Raw genomic sequence first — 18,023 nt, forward strand, 5'->3', positions numbered from 1 at the left:
AATGGCCGACAGGCCGCGCGGCGTCAAGGCTGGTTGATGCCTGCCGCCATGAGCCAACCGTCGATCCGTTTTGCATTCACGCCCAAATCAGAACGCCCAAACCGTAACCGCCCGTGGATTTGAAGGTGCCATTCGGGCGTCTCTGTCGCCTGTTTTATCACGCGGACCGTAGTGTAATCGGGAAAGCCCCAGAGCGCGGTGCGGGTCACGAAAGTGATCATCGCCTCATCGCGAGAGCCCGCGATTTGAACGGTGCGTGGCGTGTCATTGATTGCATCAAAGAGGGCGTCGATGCGGGACGGGTCACTGAGGACCGTTGCGACCGTCAGCCCGTCGGCTTCGGGGTAGCGGCCTGCAGGTAATTGCGGGGCCGCCATCCGATGCCAACGCTGCGCGTCGAGTGGCGCGAGGCGTACATAGGCTGCAAAGCCCAGAACAAGGGCGACAACAATACCGAGCAAAAGCTTCATTTTCTTTTGTTCCAGAGGTTTAGACAGCAAAGCTCCATCGCGACATGAGCACCCGCAACGGCTGTGATATTGCCGTGATCAAAAGGTGGAGAGACCTCAACCACATCACCGCCAACCATGTTGATCCCCGCCAAATCCCGCAGGAGTGCCGCAGTTTGCCACGATGCCAAACCACCCCAAACAGGCGTGCCCGTCCCGGGTGCAAAGGCTGGGTCGAGCGCATCAATGTCAAAGGTCACATAAGTCGGGTTATCGCCGACGATGGACTTGGTCCGCTCAACGACCCAAGGCAGGCCCATTTCATGGACGGAACGCGCGTCGATGTAGTGCATGCCGAGGTAATCATCACAGACCGTCCGAATGCCAATTTGGACAGAGCGGGTCGGGTCCACGTAGCCGAGCTTTACCGCCTTATACATAAAGGTGCCGTGATCGATGCGGTCGAAATCATCATCGGCCCAGAGGTCAGAGTGGGCGTCGAACTGGATCACCGACATTGGACCGTATTTTTCGGCATAGGCCTTCAGGATCGGGAGGGTGATCGAGTGATCACCGCCTAAGGTTACGCTTGCTGCATTTGCGTTTAGAATTGTGCGAATGTGATCGGTCAAGAGCGCGGGGAAGCTTGGCGTATGGGCATAGTCAAAGGCCAGATCGCCGTAGTCGATAATCGAAAATTCCCCTAGCGGGTCAAAGCCCCAACCGATTGGAGGGTCATAGGGCTGCAGGGTGGAGGCTTCGCGGATCGCACGCGGGCCAAAGCGCGTGCCTGTGCGGTGCGTCACAGCCTGATCAAAGGGAACACCTGTTATGGCGATATCGACCCCTGTCAGGTCCTTGGAATACTGACGGCGCAGGAACGACAGTGCGCCACCAAAGGCGTTTTCAAAGGCCAAACCGCGACGATCCTCGCGGGTAAAAGCGAGGTCGATTTGTTTCTTTGCATCCTCAAGTGCCATGGGTCGTTCCTTTTGATCAAATTATGACCAAAGAGCCAGAGCGCGGAGTTTTGGTCAAGAGGGGAAAGGGGCGAGGGGGCTCTGCCCCCGCTGCGCTGCGGCCCCTACGATATTTTCAGGCACAATGACCGATCAGCAGCGCGATTTTGCCATTTTGTCAGCAATGCGTAGAGCGGCGATCATCGACGACGGGTTGGCGATCCCTTTGCCCGCGATGTCAAAAGCGGTGCCGTGATCGGGCGAGGTGCGAATGAAGGGCAGGCCCAAGGTCACGTTCACGCCATTGTCGAAATCGATTGTCTTGATCGGGATGAGGGCCTGATCATGATAGGCGCAGATCGCCGCGTCATAGGTCGCGCGGGCGCGAGCGTGGAACATTGTGTCAGGTGGCATCGGTCCACGCAGGTCGATCCCTTCGGCACGAAGAGCCGCGATGGTGTCGTTCATCCACTCTAGCTCTTCGGTTCCCATCTTGCCGCCTTCGCCCGCATGGGGGTTTAGGCCAGCGACGACGAGGCGCGGACGATCAATGCCGAAGTCACGTCTTAGGGCCGCGTGAGTGATGAGGACGGTATCGGTCAGAAGGCGGGCGGTGAAGGCCTCAGGCACATCGGCTAATGCGATATGGATCGTTGTCGGCACCACGCGCAACTGGTCGCACGCGAGCATCATCACAACTTGATCGACCTTGCCCAAAGCGGCGAGGAATTCGGTATGCCCGGGGTAGGAAAACCCAGCACCGTCTGCGAGCGCCTTTTTGTGGATTGGCGCGGTGGTTATGGCAGAGCATTGCCCAGAAGCGACCAGATCAACAGCCGTTTCAATCGCAGCGATCACACCAGCGGCATGGGCGGGATTGGCGATGCCAGGCGTAAGCGCAGGTCCGAAATCGCGGGCCAAAACGGGCAGGGCGGTTTGGCTAACAGAGGCGGCCTCGCTTGCGTCGGAGATCACCTGATGCGGGGTTCCAGCGGGCAAGTGGCTCGGATCTCCAATCCAGAGCATAGGCATGTCATTGCGAAGCGCGGCCCAAGCCTTGGCAGCGACCTCTGGGCCGACGCCTGCGGGTTCGCCACAGCTGATCGCGATGGTCATTGGCTGCTGATCACGGCTGTATCGCGCAACTGTGCCAAGAGCGCATCCGCGTAGCCAGCGAGTTTTTCACTGCGCAGGCGGCTTGCGACTTGGTCACGATCGACGGTCTCGGCCACCTGAGGAATGCGGTTGCACATCATCACATAAAGCAGGGTTTGACCGTCATTCCGCGTCAGGATGGCAGAGCTTTCGGCAGCATCGAGCTTTGCAAGCTCCAAGGCGATATCGGTGTCGATCTCGGACGGGGTTGCGGTCGTGCGGGTCAGACGATCCTCGGGAAGGTCGCGGGCAATGCCGTAGAGATCATCACAGCTGTCTGTCTCTGCGTCGATGCGGGCCACTTCGGCTTTGGCAGCTTCGGTCAGGCCGCCAGGGATCGTAAAGAGCGCATAGTCAAACTGAGAGGGAGCGACTGTCGCGTTCGGCACCTCACGCAGGTCGCGCAACTGGAGCAGTGCTACAGCGTTTTCCAGTTGCAGTGGAGGGGTGACTTGACCCGGTTCGAGGTTGGTCAAGAGGCCGTGGAGACCTGCAGGCAGCTCGGTCAAGCTCTGCCACGGTAGGCGACCGCCGTCGTCGCGGGATTGGGTCGCAGAATATTCGCGGGCCGCAGCGGAAAACTCTGTGACTGAGGTCATCTGGCTGATGTCTTCAGCGAGTTTAGCGACCTCTTCCGCCTTTTCAGGTGGAGCTGGGATGATGATTTCGGAGATCAGAACCTGAAGGGAAGCAGGGTTGGTGTTGGTGCTCGCCAGAGCGGCGTCAATCTCAGCCTCGGTGACAGTAACCTGACGGTTAAACTTTGATCGGATTAATTCGCGCCAGAGGGTGTTCACCGCCACAAAATCACGCACGGTTTGCTCTGCAACGCCAGCTTGCGTGATATTGTCGAGGAATTCCTCGTAGGTGCGACCGCCGCGGGTTGCGAATTCGGTCATTGCGTTTTTCAGGCCGTCGTCCGAGAGATCAAGACCTTCGCGCTGTAGATATGACATGCGCAGGCGTTCATCGATCAACTGCTCACGCGCTTGTTCTTCGAGGTTGCCAGCCGTGCGGAAGAGAACAAGAAGTTTTACGCGCTGGTCAATTTCGTAGCGTGTGATCGCGCTGTCATTCACGCTGATCGCAGGAGAAAACAGTCCTTGCGCAGATGCGGCGAGGGGCGCCAAAAGGGCGGCAGCGCAGATCAGGTTTTTCAGCAAACGCATAGGTGCCTCATTCAGTTCGTGCAGACCCGACGGGGAGCGACACCCGATGTCGAGGTGCCAAAGCCAGCGATCCCCACGGTCAATCCGTAGTCTGTTATTGGTTCGAGAGTAGAGGAAACAGTATAGTTGCGCGAGGCCGAAAACTCGACTTTCACGCATTCGTTCTGCCATCCCAAGAGAATTTCCGCGTCAACAGGGCTATCTGCGTCGATGTCGTAGCGCCCGTTGAACCCGATATTCCAGTTATCATTGACGATGTAGCCCGCATCCAAGGCCCATTCAGACGTTACTTCAGTGCGGCTCTCGCCAAGGTCAGCAGGTAGCCACAGATATTCTGCAGTAAGGTCGATCCGGTCATTTGCCCATCCAACGCCCAACTCGGATTTGCCCGCGTCCCAGTCTGCGTCAATCAGCGTCCGACCATGAACGTGAAGTCCGTTCGCGAGGGACAGTTGCCCCCCAAGGAGAAAGTCTGACCCTAAACCTGAAAGCCCTGACGATGCCGAGAAATCGGCGGGTTCGTCGCGAACAACTTGTCCCATCAAGAGCCGAGCGTTCCACCCCTGCGGCGCAATGTGAAGCCATGATACGCCATAAGCAGCTTGCGCCCCTGTCTCCACTCGGTCGTCCCCAGGGAAACGCGACAGGCTAAACAGGTTCGCTTCGTCAAAATCGGCGGTACCGCTGTCTTCGTTCGGGACAGTGTCGCCGATGACATCGGACCACCCCAGCATCAATAATGGCTCTAGCAAGTTCACCGAACCATCGCGTTCGGTGCGGGCCATTGGATAACGCAGGGTGACCGAAGCTGAAGGCACCAATCGCAGGGCCGTGTCATTCGCCGGATCGTTGTTGAAGCCATACGCATCCGCCGCAAGCTCCAGATCACTTTCGATCACGATGCCAGAGGGACGCACCCAGTTTCGGTTCCAATCTGTATATGCGCCGATCCGAAATACATCGCGGTCTGCGCCTGTGTTGTCGTGGCCATATCGCAGTTGAAGATCCGCATCGATGCCTGTGGTCAGGACGCCCGCAGCGTAGTTGAGCTGCTTTTCAGTGCTAAGGCTGATGACAACGGGAATGATATCGGCGTCAGTCTCACCTTCTTTGACTGTGTGATAGATCGCGACTTCGCCCATCACAAAGGACTGTGGTTCAATCCTCGCGACCGTGAGTGCGTTCTTCAGATAATCCGCAGAGGAATATCCATATTGAGCGAGGTATTCGTCGTGACTGGTCAGAATGCCGCCAAAGCTCAGCGTGTAATCGCGAGGCAAAGCAAAGTCGCCCTCGTACTCGATGTAGCCCCGTGTCGCACCATCATCGATGGTATCGCGGCTCACTGCGGCATTGATTTCGATGTCACCATTTAGATAGGCCTGCCGATACCTTGCTTCGAGGGTGCGGGTTTCCGCGCTTAGGAAGGGGGTCAGGGTAATGTCGCGGTGATCACCGATCTTAATGAAGTATGGTGTGCGGACACCAAGGCCCAACAAGTTGTTCGACTGGTAGCTCGGTGCCAGAAACCCTGTCGCACGATCGAGTGTCGGATCAGGGAGCCGCATCGTAGGCAGCCAAAACACAGGCACGCCTCGTACACGTAGCACTGCGTTATCGCGGTATAACTCCTTGGCATCCTGATCATGGACGATCCGAGACGCGCGAATATCCCACAACGGAGGGCGTCCGTCGCAGACATTGCAGGATGTCGCAGCAACCTTGGTCAATTGGGTGAGGTGACCGTCAACCCGATCGATCCGGTTCGCCGCTAGCTGCAACTGTTCGTTCAGGACCATACGGGCGCTGAGCAAAAGACCGTTTTGGAGCTTGGGGTCTAGGTCCGCGCTATCGGCTGTGAGGATTGTGCCATCGGCAGCCTTAATGAAAATCGGGCCTTCAATTATCAGACGATCCGTCGCCTCATCATAAGTAATGCGGGCTGCCGAAAGGGTTGTGCCGTCAAAGAATGCCTCAACATTGCCGGACGCGATCAGTCGATTGTCAGCGGTGATCGATACGCTGTCCGCCATGAGGGTTGCCGCATCTTGGGCGGCAACTGTTCCTGCAAAGGGAAGGGCAGCGAGGATAAACGGGGCGAGGCGACGCATTACCCGTCCTCCAGATGCAGTAGTAGACCAAAGGCAAAACCCACGGCAACGAAAGGCGGAGCCCAAGCGGCCAAAGCAATCGGGATTTGCCCGTTTTCGCCCAAAATAGACGCAAAATTCCGAACGAAATAAAGTCCGAAACTGATCAGAATAGCCCAAAGGACCATCTGCCCGGTTTTTCCGCCGCGTTGCGGGCGCATGGTAAAGGCCGCGCCAATCAAAACCATCGCAACCAAGAAGAGAGGCATCGCCAGTTCAGACTGAAGCCAAACCGCATGACGACGCGCACTAAACCCCGCTGTGCGGAGTCGTTCTATGAATGCGGGAAGTTCCCAAATTGGAACCGAAGACGGACTACCGAAACTATCGCGGATTTGATCAACGGTCAGCGACGATGGGATTTGGAACGTCTCGTGATATTCGGCGACGGCTTCGGGGTTTTCAGCATCGGCCAGAGGCCAGACTTTTGCATTTGCGATGTCCCATTGACCGGGCGTCAGACGGGCCGAGGTGGCCTCGATCCGACGAGTGGGGCCACCATCTAGGGTGAATGTGATAAACGTGACCCCAGACAGTTCCGTCCCATCAAGGTTAGTCGCATCTGCGCGGATCACCGTTTGACCGTTCGTTGACCCTTGGCGTAGCCACAATCCGTCCGATGCGAGTGTAAAGCTACTGCCTTCACCAGTTAGGGTGCTCAGACGTGCATCGAACTCTCGGGATGTGCTGGCGACGATGGGGTTGAAAATCCCGATGGTCACGAGGCCGAAGATGAATGCCACGAGACACGGTGCGACAAGCGCCCTGAGTGCGGAACGACCTGCTGCACGCGTTACGACAAGCTCGGATGATCGCGCGAGGCCGAGGAACAGCCAAATCGTTGCGATGATCACCAACAGCGGGATAATCCGATAAAGCGAGTCTGGCAGGTTCAAGAGAGCTAATTGCACCACCTGCCCAAACGACACATCGACATTTCGCAGGGTTCTTAGGCGTTCAACCAATTCAACGAACGCCATCAGGAGGCCGAACACACCGATCACGCCCCCGAGGACAAAGATAAAGCGCTGTGCGAAATATCGGTGAAGGATCATGCAGCAATCCTTCCTTTGGGGAAGCGGAACCGCGCGGGGTAGGACGCGATGGTGAGCAAGACCATAGTGATAACTATGCCCACGAAGATCGGTAGGTAAGGTATCATCCATGCTTCGGGCATCGTGCGCATCATGTTCTCAGCGGTGGACTCTGCTAATTTGACGACAATGATAAGGGCAATGGCAAGCATCACTTGTTTCCAAACCCCAAAGCGGCTGAACCCACCGACGAGCAAGGAGGCAGCTCCAATCATGGCCCCGACGAAGCCCAAAAGGGCTCTCGCATTGCGGCGGTTGGCTTCCATAATTAATTCGCCGGCGGTCTTGCCTGTTTCAGTCTGCAATTCAGGTGTTGCCATCAGCAGTTCGAGTGAGGTCACTTCACCGCTCGATCGCGTTAATCGAGGTGTGAAGTCCACCAGATCGCCAAGGTCGTAGGTGAAATCTTCGAACCTTGTAAGGCTCAGGCGCTGTGTGCGGGTATTAAGCGCCTGCGCCATACCGTCGATCATCACCAGCTGCGGGCCGTTGTCGGTTTTCACGAGGTACGCACGAGACGCGGTATAGGTCATCGTTTCTGCATCATCGCGGGTATCAGAGAGGAACAGGTCCAACAATTCTCCGTTGCGGCTGATGTCTCGGATATAAATCGTTAATCCAGAGGTGGGCGACTGAAACCGTCCTTCGACCAGCATTCGCGCGGCGAGGTTCTGGCTGATCTCTGCTTGGCGTTGATTGGTGATGAGCGCAGCGGTTGGCACAAGGAAATGCGAAGAGACCATCGTCAGAACCGTTACAATGACGCCAAAGATCACCGCAGGGCGGATCAAGCGCACGGGCGAAAACCCTGTGCCCTGCATGACCACCAATTCACTGTCAGAGGTCATACGGTTCATCACGTAAATACTCGCCACCACTGCGGCCAATGGCAAAACGATCTGCACCACACCTGGAAGGGTGAGCATGGTGAGTTCCAGAACCACTTTTGCTGTTTGTCCGTCAGAGATCAGTTCGTCGAACAATTCGACCGCCGCTCTGATCCAGTAGATAAAGACCAATACGAGCGAGAAAAAGCCGAAGAGAGTCAGCAATTGCGACAGTAGGTATCTGTCGAATCGAGCCAATGCGTCCCCCCGGATGCCAGTTATTCATTATCGCCAAGACGCTAACCGATTTGTTGGGGGGATTGAACCGTATTCTGGTCATTCACCACAAGGCAAGCTACCTATTGCCGAAAGATAGCTTTCAGGAGTTCACCACATGACTAGCCCGATCCGGATTACCTTTGCCCCTTTGACCACTGATGCGCTCGCGACGACAGAAGGTCGTATTGCGATTTTCGTGACCGAAGACGGTAAAATGGACATCGGTGCGCGTAAAGTGAACACCCTGTCTCGCAAGGCTATCGACCGTTTGGTGGCTTCTGATCGTTTTGCTAAATTGGGCACTGGTGATTTGGCAGAGATCACATGGCCAGTTGGTGTCGCGGCTGAGGCGCTCTTGGTAGTGAAACTGCCCCGCCGCGCCACTGCCGAGGAACATCGCAAGGCAGGTGCAAGTATCGCGAAGGCGCTGGGCAAAGGCGATCTGACAATTTTGGCGGCAGCGGTCAACAAACCTGAAGAGCTCGCCTTTGGCATCGCGATGCGCGCCTATGTGTTTGAGGACCACAAAACGGGTGACAAGACCACATATGGCGCCGTCACTGTCATGGTCAAAGACGCTGAAGAAACCACCGCAGCCTACGCACCTCTGGCGGCTGTTGCAGAAGGCACCTTCTTTACCCGCGATCTGGTGAATGCGCCTGCAAACATCCTGACCACCACGTCCTTTGCCGAAAAGCTCAACGATCTGAGCGCTTTGGGTGTAACCGTTGAAGTTCTCGAAGAAGCTGATCTCGAAAAGCTGGGCATGGGGTCGCTCCTCTGCGTTGGGCAAGGATCGGATAGCCCGTCCAAGGTCGTCGTCATGCAATGGAACGGCGGCGGCGATGAGGCACCCTTTGCCTTTGTCGGTAAAGGCGTCGTGTTCGACACGGGCGGTATCAGCATCAAACCAGCCGCGGGCATGGAAGACATGACCATGGATATGGGCGGCGCTGGCGTTGTGGCTGGCGTGATGAAAACGCTCGCTCTGCGCAAGGCCAAGGCAAATGTGGTTGGCCTTGTTGGGTTGGTTGAGAACATGCCGTCGGGCAACGCGGTGCGTCCGGGCGACATCGTGACCTCGATGAAGGGCGACACGATCGAAGTGATCAACACCGACGCTGAGGGCCGTTTGGTTTTGGCCGATGTGCTCTGGTATGCGCAGGAACGGTTCAAACCAACGGGCGTGATCAACCTCGCCACGCTGACGGGTGCGATCATCATTGCGCTGGGCCATGAAAACGCGGGTGTGTTTTCGAACAGTGACGAGCTGTCGAACAAACTGCTGAAAGCCGCAGCAAACGAGGGCGAGGGTGCATGGCGGATGCCGATGGGACCTGCTTACGATGCGATGTTGAAATCAGCCAAAGCGGATATGAAAAACGTCGGCGGCCGCGATGGCGGGTCGATCACGGCAGCGCAATTCTTGCGCCGTTTTATCCAAGACGACATGCCGTGGTGTCACATCGACATTGCGGGCACCGCGCAGACCAAATCGGACACAGCACTCGCTCCGAAAGGCGCGACTGGCTGGGGTGTGATGGCGCTGAACCGTCTTATCGCTGACAACTACGAGGCTTGAGTTCGTGGGTGCCGCCTATTTCTACCACCTGACTGAAAGCTCGCTCGAGAAAGCCTTGCCCCTGTTGTTGAGCAAGGCAAGAGAACAGGGCTGGCGGGTCGAAGTGCGCGGCACCAATGCGGATCGCATGGCGGCGTTGGATGTCGCCCTTTGGGATTGCGGCGATACATCCTTTCTAGCGCACGGTTTGGCGGGCGGTCCACATGACGCCCATCAGCCGATTTTGCTGACCAGCGATGGTCGGCCAGCACAAAATGAACCAAATTGTATAGTTTGCGTCGACGGGGCGACAATCTGTGCCGAAGATGTTATTAGGGTTGAACGAACCATGATTATATTCTCGGGATTCGATGACGGTCTGGTTCAACTCGCACGGGAGGCTTGGAAGGGTCTAACCTCTCAAAACGTGTCAGCCCAATACTGGGCCCAAGAAGACGGCCGTTGGACAAAAAAGGCAGAAAGTCAGTCCGACTAAAGACGACAAATGCTGGCGGAGGCAAAAATGTCTAATCTTCACGCTGGTGGGTGTCAGTGCGGTGCAATCCGGTTCCGCGTGACATCAGTTATGAATAACGCACACGTGTGCTATTGCCGGATGTGTCAAAAAGCGACTGGGAGCCTGTTCGGTGCCTGGATCGGGGTTCCGATCAACGCGGTGACATGGACCCGTCGTGTTCCATCGATTTTCAAAAGCTCTGAAGGTGTGTCGCGGGGCTTTTGTTCAGAGTGCGGGACCACTTTGAGCTATAAACGTGATAACCGGCAGTCGTTTTGGATGGCGATTTCGGTTTTTGATAAGTTCGACGAAGTGAAGCTGAAGTTCGCTTGGGGGGCTGAGTCGAAATCACCGTTGCTCAGCCAATTGCCGAGCCTCACGGAACACACCTGCGACGAGGATTATATCAACGCAGAAAGCGTGAAAAAGACCAACAATCAGCACCCCGATTATGAGACTTAACGGGTGAGGATCAGGCGGCCGCGGGTGATTTCGATTTTGCTGAAACGGTTGAGGTAGCTCATCCCCAACAGCGATCCTTCCATCGGGCCGCCATTCACGACCGCACGAATGTTGCGGTCGGTGACATCGCCGATGGTTAGAGTCTCAATCCGAATTGGTGCTGTGCGAACAACGCCGTTTGCCGTGTTGGCCGAGCCGATGTAGGTCACGTCATTGAGGTCGATGCCTATGCGTTTTGCGTCCGCTTGGTTCAGCACCACATGCGTAGCGCCCGTGTCCACGACAAATTCAATCGGGACACCATTGACCATCGCGGTCATGTAGTAGTGACCGTCTGGTTGGATGGCCAATTCGATGCGTCCATCCGACAGCGTCGATTGCGACCGGAATGGCATAAAGCCTGCGCCTTGGTAGCTCGAAACGGCGAGGATCACGCCGCCAAAAATCAGCGTCCAAATGCCAAGCTGTTGAGCAACTTTGCCGAGCCTGTTGCGCGAACGGATCATCACCCCGCCAAAAATGACGGTTATAAGGATGCCGAGATACAAGAGGCGAAGCTGGTCGTTTGTGTCCATAAACCAATAGATAGGTCTTAGGGGGCCAATCCGAAAGAGCGCAATCCATCAAGAATGAACTGAATAGCCAAGGCAGCCAACAGCATGCCGAGGATACGGGTCACGACGTTCACCCCGACGCGCCCCAGAATCCGCTCTAACATATTGGAAACAAGGAATAAGATAAAAACGATCAGCAGAACTGAGAGCATCACGCCCATCACCGCCGCAAATCCGCCGATGCCCTCTGCCTGATCGGTCAAAAGGATCATCGTCGCGATGGCACCAGGGCCAGCGATGAGGGGGATGGCAATCGGAAACACGGATGGATCGTCGATGTGGTCCTCTGCTGCGTCGTCGGTATGACCCTGTCGACGGGTCTGGCGTTTTTGGAATAACATCTCGAGCGCGGTCAAAAACAACAGAACCCCGCCCGCGATGCGGAAGGCGGGCATTGAAATCCCGACAAAGCCCAAGAGCGCCTCGCCGAAGATACCAAAACAAAACAAGATCACCGCAGCCGTGATGCAGGCCCGAAGCGCGATTTTGCGGCGCAGTTGAGCAGATGCCCCATGGGTGAGCGCCACGAAAAGCGGCGTCAAACCGATTGGGTCAATGATCACGAAAAGCGTGGTGAAGGCGGCGATATAATCAGTCATGGGGTGGTTCTAACGGATTTGATCAAATGGACAAAGGGAAAAGCCTCAAGGGCAGGGGGCTCTGCCCCCTGCACCCCCGAGATATTTGAGGCACAAAGGCAGGGGGTCAGGCCGGATTTTCGGCCTTATCCAAGGCTTCGAGCGCGTCCATCCACATGGCCTCTGCGCGGTCGATGGCGGCATTGGCTTCGGCGTATTTACGGTTGAGACCCGCGAGTTTCACCGCGTTGACGTCTTCGTAAATGGACCGATCCGCGAGTTCCGAGACAACGCGATCCCGAATTTCGTTGATCTTGTTCACGCGCTCTTCGCATTTGCGCACCTCGGCCCTCAGGGCGAGGATGGTGTTGCGGTCGGCTTTTTCTGCTTTGGGCTTTTCGACAACGGGTTTTTCGGCCTTTGGTTTATCGCTAGACAAAAGCAGTTTGCGATAGGCGTCGAGATCGTCCTCATATGGTGTTACGCGACCGTCTTTGACCAACCAAAGGCGGTCGGCCACGAGGCTCAGCAGGTGCATGTCGTGGCTGACAAGGATCACCGCGCCTGTATAGGCGGTGAGCGCCTCGACCAGAGCCTCGCGGCTTTCGATGTCGAGGTGGTTGGTCGGTTCGTCGAGGATCAAGAGATGCGGCGCGTCGAGCGTGGCCAAGAGGAGGGAAAGGCGCGCTTTCTGCCCACCAGAGAGGCGGCCAACCTCGGTTTCGGCTTGGGCAGCCATGAGGCCAAAGCCAGCGAGACGGGCACGCAGTTTCGGCTGCTGAACGTCAGGCATCGCCCGCGCGATATGCTGGAGCGGGGTTTCCTCAACGCGCAATTCATCGACCTGATGCTGGGCAAAGAACCCGATACGCAGCTTGGAGGACGAGTGTTTATCCCCCTCCATCAAAGGCAAACGATCCGATAGCAGTTTCGACAGGGTCGATTTACCTTCGCCGTTGCGGCCCAAGAGCGCGATACGGTCATCCTGATCGATGCGCAGGTTCAAACGGGTCAAGATGGCCGTGCCGTCATAGCCAACTGCGCCGCCCTCAACGCGGATAATTGGGGGCGAGAGCGGTTCTGGCGTCGGGAAGGTAAAGACCGTGCGGGCGGCATCCTCTGGTACGCGAATGCTCTCCATTTTTTCGAGCATTTTAACGCGGGATTGCGCCTGTTTTGCCTTACTTGCCTTCGCCTTGAAGCGGTCCACAAAGGACTGAAGGTGGGCACGCTTTGCGTCTTGTTTCTTGGCGGCTTGCATCAACACTGCACGCTGTTCAGCGCGTTGGCGGGCAAAGCTGTCGTAGGTGCCTGTGTAATAGGTCAGGTTCTGGCTATCGAGGTGCAGAATGCCTGTGACCGAGCGGTTCAAAAGCTCTCGGTCGTGGCTGACAATCAAAACCGTATGTGGATAGCGAGTCAGATAGTTTTCGAGCCAGAGCGCGCCTTCGAGGTCGAGGTAGTTCGTCGGTTCGTCAAGAAGCAGGAGATCGGGTTCCGAGAAGAGAACCGCCGCGAGAGCCACGCGCATCCGCCAACCGCCCGAGAAGGCAGAGCAGGGCATTTTTTGTTCTTCGTCGGTAAATCCCAAGCCCTTGAGGATGGAAGAGGCGCGGGCATCCGCGCTCCACGCATCGATATCAGTGAGACGGGTCTGAATGTCGGCGATACGGGCTGGATCGGTTGCGGTCTCTGATTCCAACAGAAGTGCTGATCGTTCGATATCTGCGGCAAGAACAGTGTCGATCAAAGAGACTTCATTTCCAGGAACCTCTTGGCTTACGCCGCCGATTTTCCACCCTTTGGGCAGTTCGATGGTTCCCGTGTCGAGGTGTAGTTCGCCTCGTATCAGTTTGAAAAGAGTGGTTTTCCCCGTCCCGTTGCGGCCCACAACGCCAACCTTATGGCCGGTGGGAATGACGGCGGTGGCGTGGTCAATGAGGACCCGGCCTTCGATCGAATAACTGATGTCATCTAAACGTAGCATAGGTGCGTCATTGCCTGACCTAGGAGGCGCGGTCAATCACGGCTTTTCTTGTGCGCTAACACATGTTAGGGCAGCGCCAATTCTTAACCCGCCCCAAATGGGGCCGACGCAAGTGAGGCTATCATGGCTGTAGAACGCACCCTTTCGATCATCAAACCGGACGCAACCGAGCGTAACCTGACCGGCAAAATCGTTGCTAAATTCGAAGACGCTGGTCTGCGCGTTGTCGCATCCAAGCGCATCCACCTGACACCTGCTCAGGCTGGCAAATTCTACGCAGTACACGCAGAGCGTCCGTTCTACGGCGAACTGTGCGAATTCATGGCGTCCGCACCGGTTGTTGTTCAGGTTCTCGAAGGCGAAGGCGCTATCCTGAAAAACCGTGAAGTCATGGGCGCAACCAACCCTGCTGACGCTGCTGCTGGCACCGTGCGCGCAGAGTTCGCGAAATCCGTTGGTGAGAACTCGGTTCACGGTTCGGATTCGCCTGAAGCTGCTGCAGAAGAAATCGCATTCTTCTTCTCGGGTCTTGAACTGGTCGGCTAATCGCTGCTTTTCAGATTTGGATAACCGCAAGGCCCGCACATTAGTGCGGGCTTTGTTCGTTTATGGGGGCGCTGCCCCCAAGCCCCCGGGATATTTGCAGCACAAAAGGCTCGATCAGGCGAGGCCCATATCTGATAAAAAGCGGGCGAGGTCATTTGACGGGCGGTCTGGTGTGTCTGAGGCGAGGAGCGCGTCAAAGCGGGTGCGTAGGGCGTCTTTTTCGGCGCCTTTGCAGTCGTTCCATGGACGTCCTTGGAGTGCCATGTGAAGAGCGTAGTAGCCAATGAAGTGCGGGCGGATGCCTTTGGCGATCATCCGTGCATAGGCATCATGGGCACCGAGCGCCCTTAGGGTTTCGGCATCAGGTATGCCTGCGCGGACCATGTCCGTTTCAGTCGCGGGGCCGATGCCCGAAATCGTGCGAAGGGATGTCATACTTGCAGGTTACTCTGCCTGAGGTGTCTCGTCATCCTGTTCCGCGCTTTGTTTGCGGAGGAAACGCATCAGTGCTGTATCGTCGAGCGGTTTGGTCATGACGGTCGACGCGCCTGCTTTTTCAAATTGGCGCATGTCATCGCCTACGACCGCAGCGGTGAGGCCGATGATCGGTTTGGTAAAGCCGTTGGCGCGTAGGGTGCGTGTCAGTTCATCGCCTGACATCTCTGGCATAAAGAGGTCGGTGACGACCACATCAGGCGGATCTTGGGCGATAAGATCGAGCGCTTCACGGCCAGAGCCGACCACCTCAACGCGACCCATGAATTTGCGGAGGCGGGCACTGGTGACTTCGGCAACCAGAGCGTTGTCTTCGGCCAAGAGAACATACATCGAGCCAAAGTCGACCGTGTCGTCGTCCAAATGCGCGACCTGACGCAAATCCTCTGCTGAGGCGAGCGGTTCCGCGATCCGAACGTGATAACCAGCGCCGCCTTCGGGAGCGGGGAAATAGGTCACGCTGCCGCCCAAGAGCTGCGCGGTGGTTCGCACGATGTAGAGGCCAAGTCCCGAGCCATCCGCACGGTTACGGGCATCTTCGCCGCCGCGTTGGAACGGTTGGAACAGGCGTTCGACTTCTTCGGCAGCGATCCCAATGCCATTGTCCGTGATTGACCAAACGCCCGTGCGGTCGTTCAGATTATCTCCGATCGACGACCGATACGTCACGGTGATCGCAGAGCAGCGAGAGTGAATGATCGCGTTCCGAATGAGGTTGCCGAGGATTTGTTTGATCCGAACGCTATCGGCCAAGACCATCTCGTTTGCGCCTTCGCCGAACCGCAGTCTGATCGTGATGCCGCTGGCCTGAGCCTGCATTTCAAACGTATTGCGGATCGATTCCGCGAGGTCGGCAGGGACGAACGGGACGGGGTTGATCGGAAGGTTCTTTTCTGGGTTCACGGCCTGACGCATGTCGGTCAAAACGCCGAGCAGCTGATCGGTCGCTTCGCGTAGGCGCTTGGCAAGGTGCTCCTGGTCCGCTTCGTCGTCATTGAGATCGTCGATCAGCATCGAAATCACCGATGCAGGTGTCCGCAATTCGTGACTGATGATCGAGAACATTTGTTTCTGCTGATCCTGACGGATCGACAATTCGGCCAATGTTTCCTTGAGCGCACGTTCCTGTAGATGTTCGCCTGTCACGTCGACCACAAGGCCATAGACGACCGGTAGATTGTCAAAGCTACGTTCATACCAGAGGAACAGGCGAATGACGCGACGGTGGTTGCTTCCAGGCGCTTCGCGAAGACGGGCGAGGAGGGTCGTGGTCTCTCCTGGACGTTGGAACATCATGCGCCGCAGTTCGGTTTGTTCATGGTCGCCGAATTTGCGCATCATTGACGCGATATCGAAATTCTGCGGAACGCCCAGCATGCGCTGCGTTACGGGATCGACAGATACCATGCGGGACGTGAGATCAACGGCGAATACGCCAACGCCCGCATAATTTCGAACAGTGTTTAGCCGACGTAGGGAGCTGACCTGTTGGTCTTGCAGATGCAGCCCATGGCTGCGCAGGCCGAGTACGAAAATGATGATACCGAGGGCAATGACCGCGTAAATTTCGATGACAAGGTCGGATTGCGAAGTGATTATCGGAGGCGTCACAATCGCGCCAGTCATTGACGCGTAGATTAGCATACCTGTTGTCAGGGTCGGGACAACCAATCGGATCGGTAGAACGACAGCAAAAATTGCACAGAGCGCGATCGCATCGAGGGCGACGTGCAGTTGGAACCCATACCGTCCCAACGTGGCGAGCACACCAAAACTCAAGACAAACGGAGTCGCCCAGAGGACATCCGATGGCCTTGGGAATTGGATCATCCCAATGAAGAAGGTGGAAACGACAATGCCGCCATATCCACAACGGATCGCTGCTTGGAGCAGGAACTCTTTATCGAGTGAAAGTGCGGCAACGGTCTCGGGGAAAGACGATGTCAAGACGCTGGTGAGCGTTGAGATTGTCGTAACTGATACGATGAAGAAAACCACACCAGTCAGTACTGAAATCGTAAGGTCGACCGTATAGGGGGCAAGGCGTTTGTTGAGAAAGTTCAACGCCAGTCGCAACATGAACCCAACAAGGCCACCGATAAACAGGTTCACCCCCAGCCCGACCCAGAACATGCGAGCTATACTGTCCGATGTTGCGTCAAGCGGCAGGATGTAAGTGGGTATGATTGCTTGAGCCAAATAAATGCCGATGAAGGCGAGAATTGGCCAAAAAAGCATGCGGATGGGATAGATGAGAACACCCAAAACCAACACAAAAAGCGCCGTGTGCGGCACAAAGTAAATCGCGATCTTCGAGAGATCAGTTGCCACAGCACCCAAAGCCAAACCAATGACCCATATCGACGTAAAAGCGACGTATATCAGGGTGTGTCGAGACGGGTGACGCGCGATTTTTGCGCGCAATCGGAGAAGTTGAGACCCATCCAGATCGCGAAACAGCAGGGAGTCGCGCAGGTCATCTGGCGTCTTATTGCTGGAGATCGCGAAGGTGGTTTTAAGTGCCATTGGGCCTCGGTGTCTCTTTTTGGTTGTCGGTCTTCCCTAAATTCAGGGGTATGTCATCCGGATCGGTGCTGAAACGCCGCATTGGGATAAGCTGCCGTATCCAAAAGGCTAACACCCCAAATGATGTGCCTCAAAACGGAAAACATCCAAGGGTTGTTCGTTTATGATCACGTCTTAGAGACTAGCAAAGTCACGAATGAGGTAGGTTGTCTCTGCGGCGACAGGTGTTTGTCTGTTTGTTTCTGTTGGCGGCTTGGACTGTTTCGGTGCTTTTTTCACTTGATGGGCTGGCATGGCGGTCTCGCTTTACTCAAATCCACTAGGGTGACGTATGGTAAGCATACGCTTCAATCATGGCAGAGATGAGGCAGTTAAGATGTGACAAGCCACGATTTTCGGACCATTCGCCTGTAAAATCGACCGTTTGTTGACGTTTGTTCTGATTAAAAAATAACCAAAGCACCTATTTGTGATTAAAAAGTGACCACCTGTGTTGAATTTTGAGTTTCTCGATTTGATGGAAATTGCGATGTGCCGCAGCGCAGCATCTTCTCTTCCTCGGGCGACGGATAAAGCCGCTCACAATCGCCGCACGGGGACGCAATCCTGGCAGATAACAGACCCCGCGCGACATCAGCAACAAAGCTGAGACCTA

16 protein-coding genes and 1 pseudogene are annotated in these 18,023 nt (G+C 56.1%); 5 read left to right on the plus strand and 12 right to left on the minus strand.

Annotated elements, in window-relative coordinates:
• Positions 1-23: 23 nt before the first annotated feature.
• The 7 genes from BSK21_RS05135 to lptF all read right to left on the minus strand — a co-directional run bounded on the left by BSK21_RS05135 (position 24) and on the right by lptF (position 8,061).
• Positions 24-470, minus strand: coding sequence for a DUF1499 domain-containing protein (locus BSK21_RS05135; protein WP_067548974.1), 447 nt, complete (start codon positions 468-470; stop codon positions 24-26).
• On the minus strand, positions 467-1,429 hold the full coding sequence (gene speB, locus BSK21_RS05140) for an agmatinase (protein ID WP_067548971.1): 963 nt from the start codon (positions 1,427-1,429) through the stop codon (positions 467-469). Before speB ends, BSK21_RS05135 begins: the two co-directional genes overlap by 4 nt.
• A gap of 132 nt (positions 1,430-1,561) precedes the next feature.
• Entirely contained in the window at positions 1,562-2,524 is a 963-nt protein-coding gene (gene pdxA / locus BSK21_RS05145) for a 4-hydroxythreonine-4-phosphate dehydrogenase PdxA (RefSeq protein ID WP_067548969.1), read from the minus strand.
• Complete coding sequence (locus BSK21_RS05150) at positions 2,521-3,732, minus strand: peptidylprolyl isomerase (RefSeq protein ID WP_067548968.1); 1,212 nt, start codon at positions 3,730-3,732, stop codon at positions 2,521-2,523. The genes pdxA and BSK21_RS05150 overlap by 4 nt, the downstream gene beginning before the upstream one ends.
• A gap of 11 nt (positions 3,733-3,743) precedes the next feature.
• Positions 3,744-5,843 (minus strand): LPS-assembly protein LptD, encoded by a 2,100-nt coding sequence (gene lptD / locus BSK21_RS05155; protein WP_067548960.1) that lies wholly within the window; start codon positions 5,841-5,843, stop codon positions 3,744-3,746.
• The gene (lptG, locus tag BSK21_RS05160) at positions 5,843-6,937 is read right to left on the minus strand and encodes an LPS export ABC transporter permease LptG (RefSeq protein ID WP_067548958.1); all 1,095 of its coding nucleotides are present in this window, start codon (positions 6,935-6,937) and stop codon (positions 5,843-5,845) included. The genes lptD and lptG overlap by 1 nt, the downstream gene beginning before the upstream one ends.
• Positions 6,934-8,061: an LPS export ABC transporter permease LptF gene (gene lptF, locus BSK21_RS05165; RefSeq protein WP_067548955.1), complete on the minus strand. Its 1,128-nt coding sequence runs from the start codon at positions 8,059-8,061 to the stop codon at positions 6,934-6,936. Before lptF ends, lptG begins: the two co-directional genes overlap by 4 nt.
• 136 nt (positions 8,062-8,197) lie before the next feature.
• Here lptF and BSK21_RS05170 point away from each other — a divergent pair, with 136 nt between their 5' ends.
• The 4 genes and pseudogenes from BSK21_RS05170 (at position 8,198) to BSK21_RS16110 (ending at position 10,622) form a co-directional block, all read left to right on the plus strand.
• A complete protein-coding gene (locus BSK21_RS05170; RefSeq protein WP_067548952.1) occupies positions 8,198-9,664 on the plus strand; it encodes a leucyl aminopeptidase in 1,467 nt (488 codons plus the stop codon).
• Between the two features lie 4 nt (positions 9,665-9,668).
• Positions 9,669-10,139 carry a DNA polymerase III subunit chi gene (locus BSK21_RS05175; protein ID WP_067548948.1) on the plus strand — a complete coding sequence of 157 codons (471 nt, stop codon included), beginning with the start codon at positions 9,669-9,671 and terminating at the stop codon, positions 10,137-10,139.
• 120 nt (positions 10,140-10,259) lie between these two features.
• Positions 10,260-10,421: pseudogene (locus tag BSK21_RS16260) on the plus strand (GFA family protein); the annotation flags it as partial.
• 18 nt (positions 10,422-10,439) lie between these two features.
• On the plus strand, positions 10,440-10,622 hold the full coding sequence (locus tag BSK21_RS16110; RefSeq protein WP_232230451.1) for a hypothetical protein: 183 nt from the start codon (positions 10,440-10,442) through the stop codon (positions 10,620-10,622).
• Here the strand turns inward: BSK21_RS16110 and BSK21_RS05185 are convergent.
• From BSK21_RS05185 to BSK21_RS05195, 3 genes are all read right to left on the minus strand, one after another.
• The gene (locus BSK21_RS05185) at positions 10,619-11,197 is read right to left on the minus strand and encodes a TIGR02281 family clan AA aspartic protease (RefSeq protein ID WP_067548941.1); all 579 of its coding nucleotides are present in this window, start codon (positions 11,195-11,197) and stop codon (positions 10,619-10,621) included. The two genes, BSK21_RS16110 and BSK21_RS05185, sit on opposite strands and share 4 nt — an antisense overlap.
• Positions 11,198-11,214: 17 nt before the next feature.
• The gene (locus tag BSK21_RS05190; protein WP_067548935.1) at positions 11,215-11,835 is read right to left on the minus strand and encodes a MarC family protein; all 621 of its coding nucleotides are present in this window, start codon (positions 11,833-11,835) and stop codon (positions 11,215-11,217) included.
• Positions 11,836-11,941: 106 nt separating this feature from the next.
• A complete protein-coding gene (locus tag BSK21_RS05195; protein ID WP_067548932.1) occupies positions 11,942-13,801 on the minus strand; it encodes an ABC-F family ATP-binding cassette domain-containing protein in 1,860 nt (619 codons plus the stop codon).
• Positions 13,802-13,924: 123 nt separating this feature from the next.
• On the opposite strand from BSK21_RS05195, the gene ndk reads away from it, so the two are divergent.
• A complete protein-coding gene (gene ndk, locus BSK21_RS05200; protein ID WP_067548927.1) occupies positions 13,925-14,347 on the plus strand; it encodes a nucleoside-diphosphate kinase in 423 nt (140 codons plus the stop codon).
• A 114-nt stretch (positions 14,348-14,461) separates the two neighbouring features.
• Here ndk and BSK21_RS05205 read toward each other — a convergent pair whose 3' ends face one another.
• Positions 14,462-14,782: a TfoX/Sxy family protein gene (locus BSK21_RS05205; RefSeq protein ID WP_067548925.1), complete on the minus strand. Its 321-nt coding sequence runs from the start codon at positions 14,780-14,782 to the stop codon at positions 14,462-14,464.
• Positions 14,783-14,791: 9 nt separating this feature from the next.
• A complete protein-coding gene (locus BSK21_RS05210) occupies positions 14,792-17,368 on the minus strand; it encodes an ATP-binding protein (RefSeq protein ID WP_067548923.1) in 2,577 nt (858 codons plus the stop codon).
• Positions 17,369-18,023: the final 655 nt, after the last annotated feature.

It is taken from the genome of Marivivens sp. JLT3646, from assembly GCF_001908835.1.
GTDB lineage: Bacteria > Pseudomonadota > Alphaproteobacteria > Rhodobacterales > Rhodobacteraceae > Marivivens > Marivivens geojensis.

What these genes read in the sequence shown, in the direction of transcription:
- BSK21_RS05135 (WP_067548974.1), bottom strand. Translation starts at nt 470, where the DNA reads ATGAAGCTTTTGCTCGGTATTGTTGTCGCCCTTGTTCTGGGCTTTGCA.
- speB (WP_067548971.1), bottom strand. Translation starts at nt 1,429, where the DNA reads ATGGCACTTGAGGATGCAAAGAAACAAATCGACCTCGCTTTTACCCGC.
- pdxA (WP_067548969.1), bottom strand. Translation starts at nt 2,524, where the DNA reads ATGACCATCGCGATCAGCTGTGGCGAACCCGCAGGCGTCGGCCCAGAG.
- BSK21_RS05150 (WP_067548968.1), bottom strand. Translation starts at nt 3,732, where the DNA reads ATGCGTTTGCTGAAAAACCTGATCTGCGCTGCCGCCCTTTTGGCGCCC.
- lptD (WP_067548960.1), bottom strand. Translation starts at nt 5,843, where the DNA reads ATGCGTCGCCTCGCCCCGTTTATCCTCGCTGCCCTTCCCTTTGCAGGA.
- lptG (WP_067548958.1), bottom strand. Translation starts at nt 6,937, where the DNA reads ATGATCCTTCACCGATATTTCGCACAGCGCTTTATCTTTGTCCTCGGG.
- BSK21_RS05170 (WP_067548952.1), top strand. Translation starts at nt 8,198, where the DNA reads ATGACTAGCCCGATCCGGATTACCTTTGCCCCTTTGACCACTGATGCG.
- BSK21_RS16110 (WP_232230451.1), top strand. Translation starts at nt 10,440, where the DNA reads ATGGCGATTTCGGTTTTTGATAAGTTCGACGAAGTGAAGCTGAAGTTC.
- BSK21_RS05185 (WP_067548941.1), bottom strand. Translation starts at nt 11,197, where the DNA reads ATGGACACAAACGACCAGCTTCGCCTCTTGTATCTCGGCATCCTTATA.
- BSK21_RS05190 (WP_067548935.1), bottom strand. Translation starts at nt 11,835, where the DNA reads ATGACTGATTATATCGCCGCCTTCACCACGCTTTTCGTGATCATTGAC.
- BSK21_RS05195 (WP_067548932.1), bottom strand. Translation starts at nt 13,801, where the DNA reads ATGCTACGTTTAGATGACATCAGTTATTCGATCGAAGGCCGGGTCCTC.
- ndk (WP_067548927.1), top strand. Translation starts at nt 13,925, where the DNA reads ATGGCTGTAGAACGCACCCTTTCGATCATCAAACCGGACGCAACCGAG.
- BSK21_RS05205 (WP_067548925.1), bottom strand. Translation starts at nt 14,782, where the DNA reads ATGACATCCCTTCGCACGATTTCGGGCATCGGCCCCGCGACTGAAACG.
- BSK21_RS05210 (WP_067548923.1), bottom strand. Translation starts at nt 17,368, where the DNA reads ATGGCACTTAAAACCACCTTCGCGATCTCCAGCAATAAGACGCCAGAT.